At 50.1% G+C, this 22289-nt stretch carries 22 protein-coding genes and 3 pseudogenes; 5 read left to right on the plus strand and 20 right to left on the minus strand.

Annotated features, from left to right (window positions below):
• Position 1: 1 nt before the first annotated feature.
• The 10 genes from pilP to M988_RS21080 form a co-directional block, all read right to left on the minus strand.
• Positions 2-517 carry a type IV pilus biogenesis protein PilP gene (gene pilP / locus M988_RS21030; RefSeq protein WP_064575626.1) on the minus strand — a complete coding sequence of 172 codons (516 nt, stop codon included), beginning with the start codon at positions 515-517 and terminating at the stop codon, positions 2-4.
• Positions 504-1784, minus strand: coding sequence for a type 4b pilus protein PilO2 (pilO2, locus tag M988_RS21035; RefSeq protein ID WP_064575628.1), 1281 nt, complete (start codon positions 1782-1784; stop codon positions 504-506). The genes pilP and pilO2 overlap by 14 nt, the downstream gene beginning before the upstream one ends.
• 4 nt (positions 1785-1788) lie before the next feature.
• Positions 1789-3414 carry a PilN family type IVB pilus formation outer membrane protein gene (gene pilN / locus M988_RS21040; RefSeq protein ID WP_082919489.1) on the minus strand — a complete coding sequence of 542 codons (1626 nt, stop codon included), beginning with the start codon at positions 3412-3414 and terminating at the stop codon, positions 1789-1791.
• A 14-nt stretch (positions 3415-3428) separates the two neighbouring features.
• The gene (pilM, locus tag M988_RS21045; protein WP_064575630.1) at positions 3429-3860 is read right to left on the minus strand and encodes a type IV pilus biogenesis protein PilM; all 432 of its coding nucleotides are present in this window, start codon (positions 3858-3860) and stop codon (positions 3429-3431) included.
• On the minus strand, positions 3860-4849 hold the full coding sequence (locus M988_RS21050) for a TcpQ domain-containing protein (protein WP_064575632.1): 990 nt from the start codon (positions 4847-4849) through the stop codon (positions 3860-3862). The genes pilM and M988_RS21050 overlap by 1 nt, the downstream gene beginning before the upstream one ends.
• A 493-nt stretch (positions 4850-5342) precedes the next feature.
• The gene (locus M988_RS21060; protein WP_064575637.1) at positions 5343-5660 is read right to left on the minus strand and encodes a hypothetical protein; all 318 of its coding nucleotides are present in this window, start codon (positions 5658-5660) and stop codon (positions 5343-5345) included.
• A 185-nt stretch (positions 5661-5845) separates the two neighbouring features.
• Positions 5846-6040, minus strand: coding sequence for a hypothetical protein (locus tag M988_RS21065; RefSeq protein WP_064575638.1), 195 nt, complete (start codon positions 6038-6040; stop codon positions 5846-5848).
• 13 nt (positions 6041-6053) lie between these two features.
• On the minus strand, positions 6054-6257 hold the full coding sequence (locus M988_RS21070) for a TraR/DksA C4-type zinc finger protein (protein WP_064575643.1): 204 nt from the start codon (positions 6255-6257) through the stop codon (positions 6054-6056).
• 58 nt (positions 6258-6315) lie between these two features.
• Entirely contained in the window at positions 6316-6972 is a 657-nt protein-coding gene (locus M988_RS21075) for a hypothetical protein (protein ID WP_223283629.1), read from the minus strand.
• Positions 6973-7177: 205 nt separating this feature from the next.
• Complete coding sequence (locus M988_RS21080) at positions 7178-7714, minus strand: transcription termination factor NusG (protein ID WP_064575649.1); 537 nt, start codon at positions 7712-7714, stop codon at positions 7178-7180.
• Between the two features lie 1027 nt (positions 7715-8741).
• Between M988_RS21080 and repA the strand changes: the two genes are divergently transcribed.
• Complete coding sequence (gene repA, locus M988_RS21085) at positions 8742-9593, plus strand: plasmid replication initiator RepA (protein WP_262984622.1); 852 nt, start codon at positions 8742-8744, stop codon at positions 9591-9593.
• Positions 9594-10611: 1018 nt separating this feature from the next.
• Here repA and M988_RS21090 read toward each other — a convergent pair.
• Together M988_RS21090 and M988_RS21095 are read right to left on the minus strand one after the other, a co-directional pair.
• Positions 10612-11616: an IS110-like element IS5075 family transposase gene (locus tag M988_RS21090; protein WP_064575655.1), complete on the minus strand. Its 1005-nt coding sequence runs from the start codon at positions 11614-11616 to the stop codon at positions 10612-10614.
• Between the two features lie 78 nt (positions 11617-11694).
• A pseudogene (locus tag M988_RS21095) lies at positions 11695-12162 on the minus strand (Tn3 family transposase); the annotation flags it as partial.
• Here M988_RS21095 and M988_RS23185 point away from each other — a divergent pair.
• From M988_RS23185 to M988_RS21110, 4 genes and pseudogenes are all read left to right on the plus strand, one after another.
• A pseudogene (locus M988_RS23185) lies at positions 12160-12279 on the plus strand (DNA-binding protein); the annotation flags it as partial. The pseudogenes M988_RS21095 and M988_RS23185 overlap by 3 nt on opposite strands.
• Positions 12272-13135, plus strand: a complete 864-nt coding sequence (locus M988_RS23395) for a 3'-5' exonuclease (RefSeq protein WP_064575664.1) — start codon at positions 12272-12274, stop codon at positions 13133-13135. The pseudogene M988_RS23185 and the gene M988_RS23395, both read left to right, overlap by 8 nt.
• Positions 13136-13187: 52 nt before the next feature.
• Positions 13188-13583, plus strand: coding sequence for a hypothetical protein (locus tag M988_RS21105; protein WP_034807919.1), 396 nt, complete (start codon positions 13188-13190; stop codon positions 13581-13583).
• Positions 13580-14191 carry a DUF2913 family protein gene (locus M988_RS21110; RefSeq protein WP_008455304.1) on the plus strand — a complete coding sequence of 204 codons (612 nt, stop codon included), beginning with the start codon at positions 13580-13582 and terminating at the stop codon, positions 14189-14191. The genes M988_RS21105 and M988_RS21110 overlap by 4 nt, the downstream gene beginning before the upstream one ends.
• Here M988_RS21110 and M988_RS21115 read toward each other — a convergent pair.
• From M988_RS21115 to pcoA, 8 genes and pseudogenes are all read right to left on the minus strand, one after another.
• Positions 14188-15117 (minus strand): Rpn family recombination-promoting nuclease/putative transposase, encoded by a 930-nt coding sequence (locus M988_RS21115; RefSeq protein WP_008455303.1) that lies wholly within the window; start codon positions 15115-15117, stop codon positions 14188-14190. The genes M988_RS21110 and M988_RS21115 overlap by 4 nt on opposite strands.
• Before the next feature lie 228 nt (positions 15118-15345).
• Positions 15346-15780 carry a hypothetical protein gene (locus tag M988_RS21120; protein ID WP_008455301.1) on the minus strand — a complete coding sequence of 145 codons (435 nt, stop codon included), beginning with the start codon at positions 15778-15780 and terminating at the stop codon, positions 15346-15348.
• A gap of 217 nt (positions 15781-15997) precedes the next feature.
• Positions 15998-17398 (minus strand): copper resistance membrane spanning protein PcoS, encoded by a 1401-nt coding sequence (pcoS, locus tag M988_RS21125; RefSeq protein ID WP_008455299.1) that lies wholly within the window; start codon positions 17396-17398, stop codon positions 15998-16000.
• Positions 17395-18075: a copper response regulator transcription factor PcoR gene (gene pcoR / locus M988_RS21130; protein WP_001188930.1), complete on the minus strand. Its 681-nt coding sequence runs from the start codon at positions 18073-18075 to the stop codon at positions 17395-17397. Before pcoR ends, pcoS begins: the two co-directional genes overlap by 4 nt.
• A 54-nt stretch (positions 18076-18129) precedes the next feature.
• Complete coding sequence (pcoD, locus tag M988_RS21135; protein ID WP_306453573.1) at positions 18130-19008, minus strand: copper resistance inner membrane protein PcoD; 879 nt, start codon at positions 19006-19008, stop codon at positions 18130-18132.
• A gap of 55 nt (positions 19009-19063) precedes the next feature.
• Positions 19064-19444 carry a copper resistance system metallochaperone PcoC gene (gene pcoC, locus M988_RS21140; protein ID WP_000025662.1) on the minus strand — a complete coding sequence of 127 codons (381 nt, stop codon included), beginning with the start codon at positions 19442-19444 and terminating at the stop codon, positions 19064-19066.
• A gap of 39 nt (positions 19445-19483) precedes the next feature.
• Positions 19484-20374 (minus strand): copper resistance outer membrane transporter PcoB, encoded by an 891-nt coding sequence (gene pcoB, locus M988_RS21145; RefSeq protein ID WP_179289136.1) that lies wholly within the window; start codon positions 20372-20374, stop codon positions 19484-19486.
• 5 nt (positions 20375-20379) lie between these two features.
• Positions 20380-22197 (minus strand): annotated as a pseudogene (gene pcoA, locus M988_RS21150) (multicopper oxidase PcoA).
• Positions 22198-22289 lie beyond the last annotated feature (92 nt).

Below are 22289 nucleotides of genomic sequence, written 5' to 3' on the forward strand. Positions count from 1 at the left end.
ATTAATCCTCTGCAAAAGCCAGTATCCAAGGCTGCTTGCCTGGTCTGCTGACGGTGACGGCATCGAAGGAGATTTTCTCGACTTTTAGGTTCGTACCGGGGATAGCGTTGCCGGCTTGAACCATCAGTTGGTTACCCCCGCTGGTTCTGATTAACGCGGAGACTGTTTTTCCGGCCCCCGTGATTTGGATTACCAGAGGCGGGGTATCATCTTTTGCCTGTGCTGCCGGCGCAGCTGACTGAGAGGCCGAAGTATCATAAGGCAATGGCGCGCTGGCGAGTGTGCGACTGTCGCCATCACTGCCGAGCTTTTGAAGCTCAACGAGCGCTTTATCGCGCAGGAGTTGAGCCTGATAGAGCATGGTTTGCGCCTGTATATCTTCCATATTGACAACATTACCGCCCGATGGCGGTGTTGAAACCATCATGGCTTCAGGCGGGGGCGGTGTGGGTTCAGATGCAGCCAAAACCAGCACGGGAAACAGTGCCAGTGAAACCAGTAGGCTATTTCGCAGCATAGAGATATCCCTCTAGGGTATAAGTCAGTTGACCGTCACGCTGAGTCAACGAAACCTGCGACAAACGCAGTCCGGTATCATCAAAGTGTTGAGTTAAAAACAGGCGGTCAGGGGGAATGTCGGTGACAAAGGTAAACGCATAGGTATTCCACGGGACGTCGATAAGGTTCCCGGCGTCATCACGTAGCGAATTGTCTTGTTTGACGATTTGCAGCGCTGCATTGATGCGTTGAGCGAAACTGGTGAAGCGCTGCGTTTGTATGGCATTGCTCGGTACGTTTTCCGCCCCTGTGGTTGGCGGGGCGGTGAAGCTGAGCGAAAAACTACCCATATTAGCCGCACCAGGAATATTAAATTCCGCCGCCACCCCCGGATACCAATGAGGAAGTCGATTGGCAAAATCGGCTACGGTACCCCCTTCAGGTAGCGAGTAGTTAACTGACAGGCTTCCGATCGGTGTACATTGCGCCTGTGCAAACGTCCAGCCCGCGATAGACAGTGGCAGCGTTTTCCAGTGATTGTGGCACGTTTGTAATACGGTATTAAAACGCGGTAGGTCGGCCCACGGACGATGCCCGTTTTCACTTTTCATTGCCGCTCGCTTTGCTGCCAGTTCGGCCTGCGCCGCCGCAATTTCTTCCTGTTCCTTGTATTGCTCCCAGTATTGCCAGCTAAAGTGACCGGCAATAATTAGCGCCAAAAGGACAAGCCATAGCATCGCAGCGGCTTTGACATTGGTCGGCACCAGACGCGGTGTTTTACGTCCTTTCACACGTGCCAATAAGTCATCCAAGCTCGGTGAAGGCTGCGTATTTTCAAGCCCAAAACTGTCAGGCGCGACGACCTGCCAGCCTGCGGGGGGCAGGGGATTCATCATGATAAAGACATTGATGGCGTTCTTTATCTGCTCGGCTGTGCCGACGATATCGCTCAGTGGGGAAAGCTGGCCGCCAAGCGTGGCCACAAACCACCATTGCTCCTCCGATAAAGGAATAACGGCGTAGCCGTTTTGTGGCAAATGAGGCAAGAGATGCAACGCCAGTGAGCGGTACGGCTGACGGTCACGGGATTCACGAAAGGCCGACAGGACCGTCGTGCCCAGAAGCCATTTTTCACCGCGCCACACCAGGAAATGGTCAGCACCTTCTGTTTGGGCTTTCTTGCGGGAACGGCGAGTCGACTGGGGTGAAGTGACCTCCCAGTTGAGCCCCGCCACGTAGTGACACTTTTCATGGTCAACGACGTAAATATTCGGCAGTTTTTCCATGAAATTATCCCATTATGATTGGTGTAACGAACATGACCAATTGAGTCCGGTTCTGCTCACCGCTTGCACCGCCACCCAGACCAAAGAAGCGTGGTGAGCCAACACCCTGATGATCTGCCGTGGTGTTAAGCTGCTCATAGCCGCTTAATATCAACGTTTGACCTGATTTCATATTGACGCGCTGCGTGAAGGTTTTGAGACGGGTTTTCATCAGTTCAACAGAACTGTTCTCCCCTTCTTTGACTGTACGCATGGTCGGGTCATCAGACATATTGACGCTGAATTGCAGCTGCATCTGGCTGCTGTCAGGCATCAAATACGGCAGCACCGTCATATTAAAGCCGGTGGTTATCGTTGAACGTGTGGCAGAAACGCTCGTGCCGACGTTGGCCGTCTGGTCACTGCTAATATCAGAGATATAGTCTTGCTGCAGGGCAACCTGAATAGGAACGGCACTCAGGTTCGTGGTGAGACTGGATGATTGCGTCGCAACGCTGACTTTGCCTTGTTCTGATAAAGCTTTGACCAGCGCTTTTGTTCCTGCGCCTTTCCCATCGACGATCATCGCACCGCCGCTGGAAATCGCGTCGTTAGCGTTGGTGAACGCGTTTGAGAAGGTCGCTTTGACACTACCAAGGCTTAAAACGGCGTCCCAGTCGATGCCGAGCTGGTCAGTGCGTTTGTTTTCGACGCTGTAGATTTGAACGTTGAGTACAACCTGACGGTTCAACTCACGGTTGCGGCCGTCAATATACTGGCCTATTTGTGACAGGACGCGAGAGGTATCGGTAACCGTCAGAACACCCGCTGCGAGATTCATGCGGCCGACACCCGGTGTTAGCATCGACTTCACCGTCGCAGAGACATCACCGTACAGGTTTGACTTGATGGACATGTCGGTGGACTGCGAGGTGTTGGAGTCGCCGCTAATCCCGCCGCCGCTACCTCCGCCGCTGCTGCCCGTTGAGGATGTTGTGCCACTGACGGTTTTTGAACTGAACCCTGCCTGTGAGTCCATAAACAAAACAGGAAAGTTTTGCGTGTCGAGATAGTAAATCACTATCCGACCGTCCTCATAACGCCAGGAAAGACCTAGCCGCGCCGTGATATTGTCCAGAAAACCGTCGAGTGACCCTTTCCAGTAAACGCCACGTAGAGAAAGGCCGGCACTTGGCCGGGATAGGGACGGTGCAGGCGAACTGCCTCCCATCTGTGCCAGCGGCATCATGCCGTTGGCATCGGGGGCGGGCAAACTGCCCTTGATTTGTTCTGTTGCGCCGCCTTCCTGTGTTATCTGACGTGCATCCGGTGTGAGTACCACAGAGATATTACAGGTACGGGTAATAAAAGCGCTGATGTCATTAAGAGATATGGCACCGGGACGATTAATTGGAATAAGGCAGGCGGGCAGGCGTTCTCTATCGCGTCCTTTGGCGTTAAGAGGAACCGGGTTTATCCACTGACTCGGGAGCTCACGAACGACATTGCCGCTTTTTAAGGTCTGCAGATGCTTTGTCGTGGTGGTCTCGGTTTCACTGACTTGTTTACCCAGTGAGTCAATTCTGTCTAACGTGCTACAGCCGGGGAGCAGGCACGCCATCGCCAACGCAGTGAGCGTTTTTTTCATCATTGGAGTTCTCTTATTTAATTAAGACAGACCAGACTGCCGTCAGGCACGGTGCTAGGGACTGCGACCTGCATATCGGTGTTAGTGGCATCAAACAGTCGCCGACTGCGTACCTGACCCACTAATGCCGTGCGATCGCTTTGGGCCAACAAGGCGTTAAACAATCCGGGCTTCGTCGGTTGCCATACCCACAGACGGCTGTTGACGACCTGATTTTTCAGATGGTTTGAGAGAGGGATGCCCAATTGACGGACATCGATGGTGCCATTCTCTAAAGGATGACTATATCGCCAGTCATTGAGGGCGGTGACATAGGTGAAGGTTTGTCTGGCCTGCTGGGGTAGCTGATTGTGAATGTTCTGCTCTTCCCGTGCCTGCCCTAAAGGTGAAAAAGATCCGCCATAAATCACCACGGCAAACAGCCCCAGACAATAGAATAGCCAAGGCATCAGCGTGGCTCCTTATCATCAACCAAGAGCACGCATTGCGCTGACTGCGTGGCCGCATAGAGCGGGGTCGAAGCGGTACCGTAGAGAATAAAAATGTCGTTGATGGCTTTTTGGAATGTTCCTGTGAACACCAATGGCGCGTCAATACGGTAATTGACGCTGGTATTCCATGCGAGTTTCCAAGTGCCTCCGACTGCGCATTTCTCACGGATAGTCCAATCCAGCAGGGTGTCCTTGAGTGTGGCACCGGTATTCGCCTGCCAGATGAGGGGCTTGATAACGGGAGGTTTCACCACCGCGTGGCTATTTGTTACCACGACGGCTGATGTTTTTACGCGACTTCCCGTGAATGGATTTTTTCCTGTAGGTTTGTCTGTTGCTGATTTGACTGCAGCTGTCTTTGAGGTGTTCTCGGTCGTTTGGGCTGCATCAAAAATTGATACTTTTTGCTCAGGCCAGTTTATCTCTGCGCGGAGTTTTTCTTGTGCCAAAACGCGATTGAGAACATAAGGCCATTGGTCATTGCCGGACCATGCCAGCGGACGCCTTACCTCGGGTTTGAGCCCAATGTCATAGTGGATGGTCCAATCGCTCGGCACAATGTTAACGAGGGCTTGCCGGAGCGTTGGCGCTTTACCTGCTGCCGCCAATGCGGGGATGGTCGGCGTCTTTCCGAGATACGTTAATGTCGGTAAGCGTGCTGATGTCGCTACTGGAGTACGCGACGGCGCATTGTTCGGCTTGGGTTGGGATAATCCGTGGGCGTTTTGAGTCAGGAGCGAAGACGTTGTGCGAGAGATTCGGGGAGGTGCAGGCAAAACAGGCGTCAGGGCCGCAATCAGTTGTTGTTGTACGAAGCTGACTTTCTGTGTATTGACCGCCATCATCGAGTCGACAACATCATTGGCTGGTACATCAGGTACATGGCTTCCCTGAGCTGCGCAGCCACTGAGCAACAGCCCAAAGGCGGTGACAGTGTGTTGTTTCATGGGGGCTCCATGGTGCGAGATTTTTTTGTTAAGTGGCTTTAGGATGAGAACTAGGAGAATACATAAATACATGTGGCCAAAATGACGAGTAAGATAACGACGGGTAGGGCTTGGTAAAAAGGGTTAGCAGAGAAGATGTCCAGTTCTAGAAGGAAAAGCGCATAATCCATGTTTAAAATAAGAAGGGCCCTGAGCTCATAGATAAATAGAGTTATACACTCGGCTATATCACTGTCTAAAATCCTTCTGTATTTCATTTTGACTTTAATCATGGCTTTCAAAAGAGAATACCCTACATCAGAGTATTCGGACCAATCATAACTCTCTTCCCTTACACATGTTTTTAGCAGACTTATCTTATCCTCTAACTGCAACTTTTTTGACAGATTGAACAGGGATAATCTTTTTATAAAATCATCGGTGTTCTCTACAATCAGGTCTTTATTAGGATAAGTTTTCATCATATTTTCCAGTCACCGTCTACCTAAGATTGCTAACGAGTAAACGAAGGAGGCGCGGTAAATGTTGGTGGATAAATATAAATATCAAACAACTCAGCACCGAAACCCGCTTGCACATGTGTTCCCTTTATAGGTAAAGCCAGCTTATGCGCAAACGTGCTGTTGAGACTGCCACGCTGTATATTCCCTGTGAGAGTGACAACCGAAAATTTTGAACGGCTGGACGATACAATGTTGAAAAGTAATGAGAGCTGGTTGTCGTCTTTATCCTTTACTTCGAAAGGCACGGCTGTCACCTGATCGACGGGGTATGCACCGCTTCCTGAAACCCATAATTCTTTGTGAGACACATCCGAGCTCGACGGGACCTCTCTCCACACTTCCCATGAAAATTGACATATCCCTGTTTTTACATCACAGGTTCGTGGTGTGGGTAATACCTGCTCATTAGGCTGTGATGTTGTGCACGATGCCAGTGCAAGTGCAGAAAGAAGGAGGAGAACGTGTTGACAACGACGGGGGCGCAATAAGTGTGTCATGGGTTTTTTCTCTGATTGAGCTGCGAAATGGCTTTATTGAGTTCGTCAGGTTCAAGTGTTGGCAGTAACTCGATCAGAGCGCAAAGCACATGACGCGCACTCACCGGGATATTGCAGGCGTTTGTTGAACGAATAGCCTGAAACTCTAACGTTTGGGCATAGTGTTTTTTGAGTGAAAAACAACGCTGCATATGAGGTTCCTTATTATTGTGAGATTAATTCGAGAATGGACTGGCAATCCACACAACGTTGGACGCCGACAAGCGTTTTTCGACGCAGCTCAGGGATGGGGTCGTGACAGTCACAACAATGCGTGGCTGATGGTCGATGTAATGAATAAGTGCGGGTAAATTGAAACTGATTTAAAAATTCCATCTCTTCGTCGGCGCGATCACAAATATCAGACATAGCGTTCTCCATCGTTAACAGCTGGGAAATGTGAAGGTGGGATGGTGTTGCTGAAAAATCAGTGGTATTGCGGTGTCCAAAGCTTATCGGGTTTTGCTCCCCACACACTTTCAGATAACGACGACATGCCGATGTACAGTGTGCGTAATACCGTGCGGCCTAACGCCATTTCATTGCCTCGCATAACCGCAAACCCGAACTGATGAAAAACCTCCTCAAAATGATGATCTTCCTTATTGAGTACGAGCTGGAACGTCAGCGGCGCGCTCATCTGCCCCGTGGCCTGAAATGACTCTTCTGTACGCGTTAGCTGCAAATAGTGGTTGTGTCGCGTTTTTGCCCTGTTCATGACTTCGAGGGTGATTTCTTCTGGAAAACGGCACACGCAGCTGCGCCAGTGATTGCTATGCAGCGCATTTTTGGCATCACGTAAGCGAATAAAATCACATTGGTCACTCAGCACAGACTGCTCCCAAAGCGCGCTTAAGACACCTTCGATGGGCATGTGTTTGTCTTTGGCCAGAAGCTCTCGTAGAGAACTGAACTCTCTGGCTAATCCAGAAAAAGTCGTCACTCTACGTGCTTGAGTGAGCCACTGAGCCAGAAATTTTCGTTGTGAAGATTCAGATTGAAAGGGTGTGTCATCATGGGCGCAACGCAGAGCAACCAGCATGCACCACAATAGATGTGATACCGGGTTTTCGAGTTGAGACATAGGCGATACCAAAGGTGAGTAGAAAACTATTTTGGACTGATGCCTGTTTTCCCTGCTGTCTTGAGGTTAACGAGGGTTGAGACAGTTCACGGCAAAAGAACGGGGGATGTTCATCGAAAGGTGCCGGTCAGGCATCAGGCCAAAATAGTCAAAAAAATGCCCCAAAATTTGGGGCCATTGGGGCAAAAGGAACTTGCTACATGGTTCAAAGTTTCTCTGGTGTTGGAAAGTGAGAGAAAGCGGTGTTGGCGGTGTTAAACGCCAATTCGTACAACATACTGATCCGTGATATAGGCTGTGACGTTTTATCCAAAGCCAGCAAATAATCATATTGCTTTTGTGTTAACCAAAGACGTGAAGCGGCTTCTAACTCAGGTTGTGCCGCAATATTAAGCGCGACGTCTGGATAGGTTTTCATTAATGCTTCAACAATCATTGGTCTAACAGGACTGATGGTCCCACCAACATGAACAAAGTCGCAGAAAGCGGTATGGCAACGAATGTTCGCGATGCTGTGTACATCAAAGTTGGCTTTCAAGAAAAAGTAACCGGGAAAAACCGGAGTCACTCGCTTGCGATAGCTGTACATCTTATCGCTGCGTTTGATATGAGTGACCGTTAACGGCGTCCAAGGCACCATGTGCTGACTCGATAACCAGTCAAACAAATACTCCCTATTACGTCCCCCTGTGATGTATTGCGCTAAAAACCACTGATAGTGCTGCACTTGTTCAATATTCATGAAGGCTCCGCACGAACCGATCCCCGTAGGGACCATTCTGTATTCATGTGGGGACGAATACATTCAGTGATAACGCTGAAGCAGGCTTATGGACGCGCACCTAAGCACGTTGGCTGCAGTTCTGACAGCGTTATAGCTCAACCTATTCTTGTCTCTAAAACACCGAAAGAACACATGGCGGAATGTTCTTATATGAATAGTGTTTTAAACTAGTTGTAATAGTAGATACGATCTAAACATCTATTAAAAGGTAAAATGTCGATCTTATATTTTATTAAATGCCTGTTTTTGTAGCATAAAATACTAGTACAGATCCATTTATTAGATCCTTTGACCAGAAATAGAAGAAAAGACGATCTTTTAGATCGCTAGTTGCCATTTTGTCGGATAAATCGACTGTTCAAAAAAAGAGTGCAAAACGTGATATATGTCACATAGTTCTCATGGTTACTGATGCAACACATTGTTGTGAATGGTTATATTTTCAATAGGTACTATTCACGCACGGAAAGTATGGCTTTTAATGGAGTGGTTTTTAGCGCAGGATAGATGGGCGTTGACGTCACCGTGACGGGTGAACCTAATGGGCCAAAAGAAAAATTAGTGATACCAAGTCAGCTCTTCACGATCCATTGGTTGCAAGACAACGAAAATACGGTAAGATTTACGCACTCTGCGCTGAATTCTAGGCTAATTTGCCCTTAAATTGCGCTGAAAATGGATTAAAGCGGGGATCGGTCATCGACCGGACTTCGTGATGGGATAGGGCATATCCTTAAATGCTCAGGGAAAAAGGCTCAAAACAGCGGGCCTTGAATGCAAAAATCCCCCGAAATCTGTTATCAACTTGGCGGAAGACTCAGATATCAGGGGATCACAAAGCAGGCGCTGGCCTGTGAGAGATTATAACGCATGCAAATCAGAAAACAATACCCGAAGACCGCCATAAGTGTCGGCGGGCGTGAATAATGTAAGTCCATTCGAAAATCGCAAAGAAGATAGACGCCATCGGGGAGAACATTCCACGGTGTGCAAATGTCCTTCCCCGCTTTATGTGCGGCCTGCGCACTATAAACCTTTGAGCAAACAACATGGTCGCGCTCTGCGTAACCTGATGAGCCGGGATAAAACCACCGGTGAATGGGTTATACGTCGCCGTGTATCAGCTGACCCCGTCTTTACCTATTTACGTCCTTTCTGCGACCGGAAGCGGGCGTTTCGCGAAGTCCGTCGACGTCTTCTAGATGCGCTTTTTGTGCTTTTGGTCAATAAAGCTGACTTGGCCACCGGTATAGTCACCATCAATATCACGCGCTTGGCCGAAGAACTGAGCCCACATGATGACGAAGGGAATGTGATTGCCGAGAAAGCGGTGACCACCTCCCGCGTCTCTCGTCTTATCGATGAGCTGGCCAAGTTCAACATCATCCTATCGCCGGAAACTGAGTGGGATTTTGTGAACGGTTGTCGTTTTCCCAAGCATGTCATCATTACCGATATTGGCTGGCAGCTGACGGGCGTTGACATGGATAAGCTGCGTGCCGAACGTGACGAGCGCCTGCGGGCTATCAACGATGGCGTGTTACAGCCTGGTGAGTTTCTAACGGTTAGGCAAGCGCGAAAGCGCTGGTATGAACGCTGCCGGCAACAAACTATTCTCAGCCGCCGTACACGTGCGATTGAGGGTAAACAGCGCCGTCAGCTTGAAGACCTCCCGTTTGATGAACGTAAACGCCAAGTCGCTGAGCAGATATTCCGCTCAATGAAAGGTCAGACACAGAACCTGACGCCACAACAATTCGAAAAAATGGTCTGGACGAAGCTTTACCAGTTGGAGCTAGTGAACCTCCAGCCGCCGGGTTCAGCACCGCCACATTAACCCTGCCTACTTTTCAACCATCCGCTTCCTGCGGAGGCTTCGCTACACCTGCGGTTTATTTCTGGTGAAAAAAACAACACTCCCTGTCACTAAAAGGTGGCATCGGTGATCAAACCGTGTCGTCATAGCCAGTCTTATCATTTTATCCACACTTATCTGCAAATAGTCAGAGAAGGTTACTTGCAACCGACCAAGAGAAACCTGCAATTTATTCAGGGTTTCACCCTTACCTATTCTCTTTAATAAATACGTTATTATTCGCTGGATTAAATTTGTGGATAACGGGGATAAAGTAAAAATACAATAATGCCTTCGCTTGCTCCGGCCATGCCGTGCCGCTCAGAAGTTTATTAAGTACCTCCCACCGCAAGCGGCGGGCCCCATTCGAGACAACCTAGACACATACAAAATCTTGGATAGCTAGCGGGAAGGTTTGAATACATGCTCGTAAGCGGCTCTACGACCCGCTAACGCGGAGATACACCCCGACTGCGGCAAAGCCTTGTCGGGCTAACTCCGACCGCATAATGAAGCTTCTACATCGCTTTTAGTGGGTTTGGCTTAGCAGGGATGGAAGGGGGATTGGTGATACCTATCAGAACAGAGCGGCTACGCCGCGCTACCGGCGCCATTAACGTACAGAGGTATATTTAACAATAGCTGGCGCCTTCATGCCGCAAAGCGGCATTCAAAGCTTGGCTGCGCACTGCTCGCCAACCTGAGTACTGAGGAAATCATGTTGGGGTCCGCTTGGAAAACGGAATCTATGGTCACTCCCGTTTTTGCAACACCGATTTTGACGACAAGTTGGCTTGCTTGAATCTATCCGGCGTCTGAATGGGATTTTATTCCCGCGCCTCGATGAGTTCCGCGCCTGATGAACCTCCAGAAAATATACGGCTTCAATGAGCCTTTCCGTTTTACAGGTTCCTCAACAGGCCGGTGGGCCGTTAGTATCATCAATATCAGTATTCGCAAAACCAGATGAATGATTGTTTAAACTGGTGTATTTCTGCCTTTATGCTTCGTAAGTTTGCTGTCGCGCCGTCAGTGCCCAGGCTATTCTGGCCAGCTTGTTTGCCAGAGCACAGGTGACGACAAAGTTGCTTTTCCGACACAACAACTCCCTGACCCAGTCGGCCAACTTGCCAGACTGGTGTTCCAGTTTTTGTATGAATACCCTGGCACACTGAACCAACAAAGTTCGGATCTTTTTGTTGCCCCGCTTGCTAATCCCTAACAATGTCGTCCGACCTCCCGTGCTGTACTGTCGGGGTACCAGCCCTGTTGCCGCCGCAAAGTCACGGCTGCTGGCGTACTGCTTCCCGTCGCCAATCTCAGTTGAAATAGTACTGGCAGTCAGCGTTCCAACGCAGGGAATACTCAGCAAGCGCTGTCCAACCTCATCTTCGTCCAACTTTCGTTTCAACTGAGATTCCAGATCTTTAATCTGCTCAACAAGATAGTGATAATGCTGTTGTAATTTCAGCAGTAACTGGCTGAGATAAAGAGGCAAACTACTGTCCTCAAGAAGGGTACTCAGTCGACTAATAACGGCAGCACCTCGCGGAACGCTGATACCAAATTCCAGCAGAAAAGCATGCATCTGATTAGTTGTTTTCACCTTATCCTGAACCAGGGATTCACGGACACGATGCAGAGCTCGCATTGCCTGCTGAGATTCGGTTCTGGGCTGCACGAAACGCATAGATGGACGTGATGCTGCTTCACAGATAGCTTCAGCATCAACGAAGTCATTTTTGTTGCTTTTAACGAATGGGCGGACAAATTGCGGTGATATCAGCTTTGGAAAATGCCCTAACTCTGCCAGCTTGCGTGCTATAAAGTGAGAACCGCCACAGGCTTCCATCGCGATGGTTGTTGCCGGGCATGTCGCCAGAAATTCGATTAGCTTTGGTCGGGTGAATTTTTTACGGTAAACGGCCTTCCCACGATGATCCTGACAATGAATATGGAAAGAGTTCTTACCCAGATCGATACCAATAAGCGCAATGTTTTCCATGATGGTTCTCCGAATGAAAGCCTGTCCTCAGCATAGTACTGGGAAGGAGGGAGTGACCATCTCATTAATTATCCCACGCTAAGACTGTTTTTTGTACAATGTGGTGTCGACTGTGCGTAATGAGCGGTATTTTCCGGATCCCAGCTTAAGATTGTTACGCCAGACGTAATCTCCACTCAGATTGATATGTTCCCAGCCCAGGGGAGAAAGATGAGATACCAGTTGCTCATTTATCGGGATACCTTTTCGTTTCAGTAACTCAATGGCTCTTTCTATATATACCGTGTTCCACAACGTGATCGCCGCTGTCAGTAACGTCAGCCCGCTGGCGCGGTAACTTTGATTCTCCAGCCCACGATCTCTTATCTCACCCAGACGGTGCATAAAAACTGCTCGCGCCAGGGCATTACGGGCCTCACCCTTATTCAGCCCCGCCTGTACGCGTCGGCGCAGACTGGGATCTCGGAACCAGTCCAGCATAAATAGTGTCCGCTCGATGCGGCCAATCTCTCTCAGCGCTTTGGCGAGTCCGTTCTGTTTTGGGTAGGGGAGAAAGAAACGGTCGCGGCACTGCGTGGTGAGGCTGAAGCCCTGAAGCGTCAGAACCAGTCACTGATGGCGGCGCTTTCAGGCAATAAACAGACAGGTGGCCAGAATGCGTGATGATGACAATTCAGACGCCTGTGATGAAACGCCCCGGGCGGAGGATAAATGCTACACCAAAGGGCGGCTTCGGGATGAGTTCAGGATGAAGCCAGCCCCCGGTGCGGAACCAGTCAGAATGTACAAAAGTCCTTACGGCGGGAAATACGGCGTATGGCGGCTGGCTGACTGTGTCCCGATGCGGGCGAAACGCCCTCAGACAGAAAAACAGCGGCTGGCCAGCACACGTCTGGGCCTGCAGGCCCGGATGAAAAGTGAGCGTGGCAGGTTCGCCATGCTGGCACATACCTGGTTAGCGCTGGACCCCGTCTTCCTCGATACCGAAACGACCGGACTTGATGCCGACGCGCAGGCGCTGGAAATCGGTCTGGTGAATGCCCGCGGTGAGAGGATATTTGAGACCCGCCTGAAACCCACTGTCGGCATCGATCCGGCAGCAGCTGCAGTACACGGTATCAGTGACGATGATCTGGTCAGTGCACCATCGTGGCCCGATATTGCGCAGCAGCTGCAGCACCATATCGGCCGGCGCCCGCTGGTTATTTTCAATGCTGAGTTTGATACGCGCATTCTGAAGCAGACTGCGGCAGCGCATAACGACCCTGCCAGCTGGCTGGACTCTCTGACGGTGTACTGCGCCATGCGGCTCGCTGCGGGTTATTACGGACCCACCAATCGTTACGGTACCATATCGCTTTCCGGTTCTGTCAGTCAGGCTGGCCTGAGCTGGAACGGGGAGGTTCATTCCGCCGTCACTGACGCGGTTATGACGGCACAGGTGGTAAACAATATTGCCGGATACTGGCATGAGCTCCAGTGTGAAATAAATGATGACGCAGGGAGTGAGCCAGCATAACGCTGCTCTCTGGCTGGTCAGACAGCTGCAGGTATTAATTCAGGAGTCTGGAATGGAAAATATGATGAAAACTATGCGTGAGCATTTCTCTGCGCGAAAAGTGGTGATCGAACAGTCTCTGGATATGTTTGGTATCAAACGAAATGAGGACGGGACGTTACTCTTCCCCCGTCACTCCGATAAACGTTTTCCCGTTGCACGTATCCGTAAGCGACTGGCGGCTTATGGCTGGCGAGGAGAACGCCTGAATAAGGAAGTGGCGCGCATCGTCGCGGGCCCTGATATCCTCCCTGACAGGAGGGAATACAGCATTATTTTCCCTTACGGATGGGAGAAGAAGCAGCTGACGCGTGAGATGCGGAGGATGTTTCCCCGCAAGACTGGCCGACGTGTGCTGATTATGCTCGATGAATTACATCAGTTTATTGACTCACGGGAGAAGCAGTGACGCTGACAGAAAAATCAGGCCATCTGGCATGGTGCGCCCTGGTGGCGCTTGCGCTGGCCAGACAGAACGGCGATGTGCTGTCACCGGCTCAGGAAAATCTCTTTCTCACCCGATGGCTGGCGACCGCGCTGAAGCAACGGCGTTTTTCGCGTGATGTTGCCCCCGATATCGAGTGGCTTCTGAAACAGGGACGTCAGCTGGGCGTCAGCGCGAAGCTGGTCAGCAAGCTGAATTACCTCTGGCGTTCCTGCACCGGCGAGTTGACTGAACAGAACGATCTGTTCCGGCTGACCTATGCGCTGGAAACAGCCAAAGATATGCACTGGAACTACCGTCTGCTGAGCGATCGGGAATGGTCCGGCCGGAATGCTGTGGCGTTCAGTGCAGGCGTGAACGGCATTTATCTCTCACGGGCCAACCTCGATGTTGCTTTTGACGACAGCGGCCGACAGATAAATCCGCTGACAGCGCGTCTGACTGGGAACGTAGCGGGGGTGATGAAGCTGTTTAATCGCTGTGGCTGGCAGGCAGAGCCTGAGTCTGGTGCCTCCCTGCCCCACCAGTATTCGCTGATGGCCGGACAGGGAGTGCCAGGAAAGGGTGATTAGTGGCGGATCTGCGCTAGGTCGTCTTCGGTCAGACCGGTCATTTTCATGACGGTATTGCGGTCAATGCCGTTCTGCAGCATGGTACGGGCTATTTTCAGAGTCGCTTCGCGCTCACCTTCTGAACGACCTTCCTGTCTTCCAAGCTGGATACCTTTCTCAATACCCTTTTGTTCGAGTTGTTGTGCGATGGTCATAAGTGCGTCTCCGTGTTGCGGCACACGCTGTGCCAGTTCGCGTACAAAGGCTTCGGCGTCGGATGTTTCGCCTGCCTGCACTATATAGTGTACCAGCGATATCACCTGCGATGAAGACAAGTATCCCGTCAGCAAGATGGGCGCCAGCCGGTCAACCAGTTCTGCCAGGTCTCGCTGGTGAATATGCTTTTGCAGTAAAGTCAGGGCGGCCATGCTGCGATGGCCAGCGATTTCATCATCCGGAATGACCGTAACGTCTACCAGCGGGAAAGCGCTGCTGTAGAGTTTGCCAGCCAGCCCGGGATCGTCAAACTCATCCAGCCACCGGGTGGAGTACGGATACGGGCTGCGTTTACCCGTATAGAACAGCACCGGTATCACCAGTGGCAGTTTTTTATGCCCTGCCTCCAGGTGGCGCTGCATGGCAGCCACCGCATAGCGTATGAGGCGGAAAGCCATATGTTTGTCGGGCGTTGACTGGTGTTCGACAAGCACATGAATATAGCCGTCGCCGGCTGTGGTTTTCAGGCTATAGAGAACGTCGCTGAAATACTGGCGGAGATCATCCTCAACGAACGAGCCTGATTCCAGTTTCAGCGTGCTGAGATCGCAGACTGCGCGCAGCTCTGCGGGCAGATGGATTTCCATGAAATCACGGGCCACATCCGGCTGTGTCAGAAACTGTCGGAACGTCGCATCGTGAGGTGTTGGCGTCATGTTTTTTTTCTTCATCTGTCTCTGTCCTGAGCCTGCAAAATAACCGACATATCTTATCACGTCCCCCTGCGTTGGTTTACAAGGAGGTAGCCTTGGTAATTTCTCAGACATGTAGGACAGCACAATAAAATACAGTCACCATGATAGTTGACGATAAATAAGTGAATAAAAAAACGCTCCCGGACGGGAGCGTAAGCCAGTGAAATCGGCGTCAAAAGAGGGTCTAACAAGTGGGGCTGCGGGTTAATTCTGAGTGGCCTGGCTGCGATGCTTTTCAGCCTGCTGCTGATGAATCACTGAAGACTGACCATTATTCGCCTTCTCGTGCACAACTGCGGCTTTTTCATGCTCGTTCATTTCAGAAAATGACTTTGCGGTTTCGTTGGTGGCTCCTGATTTGCCATTCATCATTTTTTTATGCATTTCCGCCATGTCCTGGTGGGCAGAAGCGTTGCCGTTTTGCATCATTTCATGGGACATTGCAGCCTGATCGTGTCCGCTCATATCCATCATTGTCATACTGTCTCCCTGAACAGCGCTTTTTTCAGAGGTTGACTGCATCTGATGGGCGGGTGCCTGGGCATTATTTACCTGGTCATGCATGTTCATTGTCTCTGCAGCCATGGCGGATGAAGCGACAGCCATAATGGCAACAAATGATACAAGGATCTTTTTCATGGTTGGGTCTCCGGTGTTTTCATACCCAAACAATCAACGGCTTATAACAGAGAAAGCATTTGATCTCAGGGCGGGTTATTCATCACTCCAGGAACCAGGCGATTGCGTTATCACTCTGCTCCTGATTTATGAATGATTATAAAAAACCGCCTCTGTTTATCGCGTGACTGAATGATGACAATTTTGTCACCTTCCATGTTTCTCCTGAATAACGGGATTAATCCCTTAATAAACGCACTTTGAACACAATTTCCCGCCCCCGCTGTACTGCTGACAATTCGCCACCGTGAGCGAGAATGATTGACCTCGTTATTGATAATCCCAGCCCCGCGCCTTCGGTGTTGTGAACCCGTGATGAGTCTGCGCGATAGAACCGGTCAAACAAACGTTCAAGATTGGCGGGAACTGAGCCAGACATCGCATTCGTAATCATCACGTTTACAAAGTCACTGTCACGCTCAAGGCGTATAGCAGTACAGGTCTTATCGGGAGAATACTTGATTGCATTGGAAAGCAGGTTGCTGAAAGCACGTCGCAGCATATCGCTGTCTCCGGCAACAACGCCCTCTCCTTCAACCGTGATTGTCTTTCCTGACTCGTCTGCCAGAGGCTCGAACAGCTCACGTAATTCATTCAGTTCGGCGGCCAGATCCACATCATGTTTATCCAGTTGCAGCAGACCATGCTCTGAACGTGCCAGAAAAAGCATGTCACTGGTCATTCGTGACAATCTTTTCAGTTCTTCCAGGTTCGCGAATAAAATTTCACGGTAATGCGAAACATCCCTTTCCTTTGCCAGTGCAAACTGCGTCTGCATCATCAGATTACTGACCGGGGTACGCAACTCATGTGCGATATCAGAAGAGAAATCTGACAGTTTCCGGAATGACCCCTCCAGGCGATCGAACATATTATTGAACTCCTGCATGGTCTCAGATATTTCCGGCGGAGCCAGATCGGGATTAAGACGCTGATCCAGGCTGTGTACGGTCATGGAGGAAGCCAGACTGGTCATTTCCCGTAGCGGTTTCAGACCAATACGTGTGGTCAGCCAGCCCAGAAAAATAGAAATAAAGACCAGACCGATATTGAACCAGAACAGCCAGGTACTGAGCTTATCCATAAACAGGGTGTGATACCCGGTATCCGTGGCAACCGTAATGATGAAATGTTTGCTTCGACCCTGTTCCGGAACCACAGCAACCCGACGCGAGATACTGCGATACACGGTATTATTTTCTTCAGTCTGGATCATATAGTCGAGAACATCACCCGACTTATTCAGCAGGATCGCAGGGACAACAGAGTTTTTAGCATACAGCTCCACGATTTTTTCATTTTCCATATTTTTTATAGAAATGAATAAACCATTGTGCCCCACCATCGCATCATTTATTTTTTCAGTTAATGATTTTATATCCGTCTTGTTCTGGAACGTTTCTGTCTTAAGAAACTCTTCGGTGAGCTGAAGTTTACCTGTCAGAAAATCGCGGTCCTGATTATCGAAATAGCCATTAAGGGTGCTAATCAGGATAAAACTTGATAACCACCATACCGTAAGCATCACCGCAGAAAAAATCAGGCTCAGGCGTGTGGTCAGGGAAATTTTGAACCTCACTCTTCTCTGATCTCCAGGACATATCCGGCACCGCGAACGGTATGGATCAGTTTTGGCTCAAAGTCATCATCAATTTTACTTCTCAGACGTCTCACGGCGACATCAATCACATTCGTATCACTGTCAAAATTCATGTTCCAGACCAGGGACGAGATAAGACTCCTGGGTAACACTTCTCCGGTGCGTTGCAGCAGCAACTCAAGCAGAACGTATTCTTTACCGGTGAGATGGATCTTCTTCCCCGAACGGATCACGGTCCGGCGCACCATATCAACGGTCATATCGGCGATGGTGCAGACTGTTGCGGCCTGCGAGCGTGCCCGGCGCAGTAGGGTTCTTACACGTGCAACCAGCTCCGTAAAATCAAAGGGCTTAATCAGGTAGTCATCTGCGCCAAGCTCCAGTCCTTTCACTTTGTCCCGCACGTTGTCCTTTGCGGTTAAAAACAGGACCGGTTCTTCGTGCCCGGACTCCCTCAGTGCGCTGATGATTTGCCACCCGTCGAGGAAAGGCAGCATCACGTCCAGTATTATCAAATCATACTGTCCCTTCGACGCGGCCCCGAGACCATCGCGGCCATTATTAAAGAGATCGGCCTGATAGCCTTCCTCAACCAGTCCCTGCTGCAGGTAACGACCTGTTTTTTGTTCGTCTTCAACGATTAAAATACGCTGCATGGTCAACTCGCTGATATGAAAGTAAAAATCTCACGCATGAGCTTTGGCTGTCCCCTAGCTGACCTGAGACGGAGCAAGCATTCCGAGCCACGCTACGGCGCCCAGAATGATAATCGCAACAACGAATTCTGTCAGGATGCTGTTTCGCATCAGGGCAACGCTGCGATCATAATTCCCTTCCCTGACCATAACTTCAAGCCGGGGACCCAGGTGAAACCGGTTTGCTGCAGCCAGAAGAAGCATCAGAACAAACAGAGCCGTCTTGGCAAGCAATATCCTCCCCCAGGAACTGTTGAATAAGGGAGTTAAGTTACCCTCAGCAATATACAGATAGTTGACCAGCGCACTCAGGATCAGGGCTACAACAATCACCGTTCCTGCCGTGGCAAATTTTGCCAGGGAGTCAGATATCACAATGACGCTCTGTGCATTATGCTCGTTTCTGCGCATCAGCAGGATAGCAAATGCAACCAGAGCACCTGTCCAGGCACCTGCAGCGCCGAGATGGGTCAGATCGCTCAGTAAATGGAGATAGTAATGCAGACCGTCATGCATAACGGCGTGTCCTCCCCAGGCAAGTGTAGCCAGCGCCACGCCCCCACTCATCGTCATCAGCAGGCAGGACAATACTCTCTTATTAGTGTAAAGGAACAAAGCACCGAGTGTGGTAAACAGGGCACAGAGCCTGACAATCCAGCTAATACCCACATCAGTTTCTTCTATCACCATCTCGATAACATGGATGGATAATTCTCTGAGGTCAGTTACTCCACTCATGGCATTAGATACCAGGAGCATATTAATGCCAGTAAGAATGATGCCTGTAACAACAGCAAAGGTTATAAACGACCTGAAATTAGTCAGGTTATAGGTTTCATATCTGACACCGCTTATTCCATATATCTGAAAAAATGGCAATCCAAATATTACCATCAAATCCAGATAAAGAAGAAAACGAATAACAATCATAATCAGGTCGTTCATAATATTACTTCACTGTAAAGGTGTAATTACCGGTAATAGGGTGCGTATCTGAAGAAACCGCGCGCCAGTCAACACGATAAGTGCCAGCGGGTAAAGGCTCTCGCGGAATAATGACCATCGATTTAGGGTCAGCGCCTGGCGCCACTTTTGCCGCGACCGGCATCGGAGAATGTGATGACATGCCTTTCATACCCGTCATCGTTAATTTTGCACCTGAGAATTTCACGGTCAGATTTTCCGAGAAATTAAGCTGAATCTTTTCCGGGGCCGCTACGGCTGAATCAGCCTGTGGCACAGAGCTTTTTAATTCCGGATGGGCCATAGCAGAGAAAGCAACGCCCATAACGAGGCCGCCTGTAAGAATGGCTTTATTTAAAATCGACATTTTATTTACCTGTTTAGTTGAGTGTTTTATATCAGTGCGTTAAAACCAGATTCTGGCTCCCGCCAGGAATACTACCTGATGGTCTTTCTCACCTTCTCTTTTCGCCATATCGGATGTTTTCCCGTAAAGTTGATTCCAGGAAACGCCTATATAGGGTGCAAACTCACGGCGTATTTCATAGCGCAGCCGGAGCCCCAGCTCTGTGTCAGTCAGTCCCCTGCCGCGACCCCGCGATTCATCATCCTGACTGTAGAAATTCACCTCATAGGATGGCTGGAGTATGAGCCGGTTAGTCAGTAAAACGTCGTATTCTCCTCCCAGACGAAGGGCTGCTTTTCCGCCATTACTGACAAAACCCGTAATTTCAGACTCAAAATTATAGAGTGCCAGCCCCTGAAAACCGACAGCAGCCCAGGTCCGGGCAGAAGCAGGTCTGAAATCCTGCCTGACACCCGCAACCAAATCCCACCATGGGCCAACCGCATGTCCCCAGAGTAACTGCGCTTCAGCCGCCTCCGTTTCCCCATTGCTTCGTTCACCTTCACTCTTTAGCCAAATCCGATCTGTGTCGCCTCCAATCCAGCTGTTAACACTCCAGCTGAAATTGTTGGTGTTATCCGACCGTTGCCATTCCAGTTGATCCAGCAGAACCAGATAATTAATCGCACTGTCGTGAATCGCATGCCCCTGTAAATTGCCGAATGCAGCCTTCCGGTCGGCATCGGTAACAGGCGGAATTGGCGTTCTGCTCTCAGTTACAATGGGCTCCATTGACGTCATCTCAGTGAAATTCTCATCTGCTGGCATCTGCATGGCAGACATGTCGTGCCCGGCGTGGGGATCTGCAGAGACGGAGCCCGCCGCAATAGAAAGCTGTGAGGTAAACAAACCGGCGACCAGAACAGGTATGGCCTTAAAACTTCTCTTCATTCGCATCATTCCTCCACCCGGACTTCACGAAACATTCCCATTTCCATGTGATAGAGCAAATGGCAGTGATACGCCCAGCGGCCAAGCGCATCTGCTGTCACTCTGTAACTGCGTTTTGTACCAGGGGGAACATCTATTGTGTGTTTACGAACCATGAAATTACCGTTTTCATCTTCCAGATCGCTCCACATGCCATGCAGGTGAATGGGGTGAGTCATCATGGTATCGTTGACCAGCGTGATCCTGAGTCGCTCACCGTATTTCAGCAGCACCGGTGCGGCATCTGAAAACTTGATTCCGTTAAATGACCAGGCAAACTTTTCCATGTGGCCGGTTAAATGCAGTTCTATGGTGCGGCCAGGTTCACGTCCGTCAGGATCCTCAAAGCGGCTTTTCAAATCCGCGTACGTGAGAACCTTTCTTCCGTTATTTCGAAGACCAATACCCGGATCGTTTAATTTCGGGGAGACGCTCATCGCCTGCATATCAACCAGTGGGTTATCCGTTTCTGACGCAGGATGACTTTGCATACCCGGCATTCCGGCCATCTGAGAATGATCCATACCGGCCATGCTGCTGTGATCCATGGGCGCGGAGGACGTCCCGCTATCGGCAAGGTCAGCACCGTCCATAGACATCATCTCTCCACTGTTATCCATGCCTCCCATCTGGCTGTGGTCCATTCCTGCCATATCATGTCCCATTCCTCCCATACCCATATCTTCCATGGTCAACAGAGGACGGGGATCGAGGGCGGGAACGACAGCACTTAACCCCTCTCTCGTGGCCAGTGTCCCGCGAGCGTAACCGGTCCTGTCCATAGATTGTGCGAAGATGGTATAGGCCTCACCCTGCGGCTCCACAATGACATCATAGGTTTCGGCAACGGCAATCCTGAATTCGTCAACGGTAACCGGGTTTACATACTGGCCATCTGCAGCCACGACCGTCATTTTCAGCCCGGGGATGCGGATATCGAAATAGGTCATTGCCGAGCCGTTGATAAACCGTAAGCGTATCTTTTCACCGGGACGGAACAGTCCGGTCCAGTTTTTCAGCGGGGCCTGCCCGTTCATGAGATAGGTGTAGGTGTAGCCACTGACATCCGCGAGGTCAGTCGGATTCATTTTCATTTCAGCCCACATTTTCCGGTCGGCAATGGTGGCTGACAGCCCCCTGGTATTCACGTCGCGGAAAAAAGAGCCAACGGTTGGTTTATTAAAATTGTAGTAATCCGACTGTTTTTTTAATTTTTTCAGCAGGCTGTGAGGATTTTCATCGGTCCAGTCAGACAACATGACCACGTGCTCACGATCCTAAGCAAACGGCTCAGGCTCCCTGGCATCAATGATAATGGCACCGTATACCCCCTCCTGTTCCTGCAGACCGGAATGGCTGTGGTACCAGTAAGTCCCGTTCTGCTTAACCTTAAAGGTGTAAACGTAGGTATCATCAGGTTCGATACCCATAAAACTCAGCCCCGGAACACCATCCATATTGGCCGGAAGAATAATGCCGTGCCAGTGAATGGACGTCTGTTCATTAAGACGGTTTTTGACCTTCAGGGTAATGGTGTCACCTTCTTTCCAGCGAAGAACGGGCCCCGGCAGGCCTCCATTGATTGTTTTGGCCTGACGCTCACTGCCCGTAATATTGACTGCCGTTTCACCAATGGTCAGGTCAAACTGAGTACCCTGCAGGGATGCGGCAACTGGCAGGCTCAGACTGGAACGCGCATTGAAACTCCATACGCCAAGACTTCCGGCTACGCCAGAGAGGGTTAACCCCTTCAGGAAAGTTCGTCGAGACGTTTTCAACAGCATGCGCGTTCCCTTATATAAAGTATGGTTACTGACAGAATTCGAGAACCGATTTAAATTAAATTTCTGGTTCATCCTCTTACAATGAAATGAAG

This window comes from Hafnia paralvei ATCC 29927 (assembly GCF_001655005.1).
Taxonomy (GTDB): domain Bacteria; phylum Pseudomonadota; class Gammaproteobacteria; order Enterobacterales; family Enterobacteriaceae; genus Hafnia; species Hafnia paralvei.

Bases quoted from the DNA above. Each gene is read 5' to 3' on its own strand.
- M988_RS21075 (WP_223283629.1), bottom strand. From the start codon at position 6,972: ATGTCTCAACTCGAAAACCCGGTATCACATCTATTGTGGTGCATGCTG.
- pcoC (WP_000025662.1), bottom strand. From the start codon at position 19,444: ATGTCGATTTTAAATAAAGCCATTCTTACAGGCGGCCTCGTTATGGGC.
- M988_RS21120 (WP_008455301.1), bottom strand. From the start codon at position 15,780: ATGAAAAAGATCCTTGTATCATTTGTTGCCATTATGGCTGTCGCTTCA.
- M988_RS21080 (WP_064575649.1), bottom strand. From the start codon at position 7,714: ATGAATATTGAACAAGTGCAGCACTATCAGTGGTTTTTAGCGCAATAC.
- pilN (WP_082919489.1), bottom strand. From the start codon at position 3,414: ATGATGAAAAAAACGCTCACTGCGTTGGCGATGGCGTGCCTGCTCCCC.
- M988_RS21090 (WP_064575655.1), bottom strand. From the start codon at position 11,616: ATGGAAAACATTGCGCTTATTGGTATCGATCTGGGTAAGAACTCTTTC.
- pilO2 (WP_064575628.1), bottom strand. From the start codon at position 1,784: ATGGAAAAACTGCCGAATATTTACGTCGTTGACCATGAAAAGTGTCAC.
- M988_RS21115 (WP_008455303.1), bottom strand. From the start codon at position 15,117: ATGAAGAAAAAAAACATGACGCCAACACCTCACGATGCGACGTTCCGA.
- M988_RS21050 (WP_064575632.1), bottom strand. From the start codon at position 4,849: ATGAAACAACACACTGTCACCGCCTTTGGGCTGTTGCTCAGTGGCTGC.
- M988_RS23395 (WP_064575664.1), top strand. From the start codon at position 12,272: ATGCGTGATGATGACAATTCAGACGCCTGTGATGAAACGCCCCGGGCG.
- pcoR (WP_001188930.1), bottom strand. From the start codon at position 18,075: ATGCAGCGTATTTTAATCGTTGAAGACGAACAAAAAACAGGTCGTTAC.
- M988_RS21105 (WP_034807919.1), top strand. From the start codon at position 13,188: ATGGAAAATATGATGAAAACTATGCGTGAGCATTTCTCTGCGCGAAAA.
- pcoD (WP_306453573.1), bottom strand. From the start codon at position 19,008: ATGGTAATATTTGGATTGCCATTTTTTCAGATATATGGAATAAGCGGT.
- pilM (WP_064575630.1), bottom strand. From the start codon at position 3,860: ATGCCTTGGCTATTCTATTGTCTGGGGCTGTTTGCCGTGGTGATTTAT.
- pilP (WP_064575626.1), bottom strand. From the start codon at position 517: ATGCTGCGAAATAGCCTACTGGTTTCACTGGCACTGTTTCCCGTGCTG.
- M988_RS21065 (WP_064575638.1), bottom strand. From the start codon at position 6,040: ATGCAGCGTTGTTTTTCACTCAAAAAACACTATGCCCAAACGTTAGAG.
- M988_RS21070 (WP_064575643.1), bottom strand. From the start codon at position 6,257: ATGTCTGATATTTGTGATCGCGCCGACGAAGAGATGGAATTTTTAAAT.
- pcoB (WP_179289136.1), bottom strand. From the start codon at position 20,374: ATGAAGAGAAGTTTTAAGGCCATACCTGTTCTGGTCGCCGGTTTGTTT.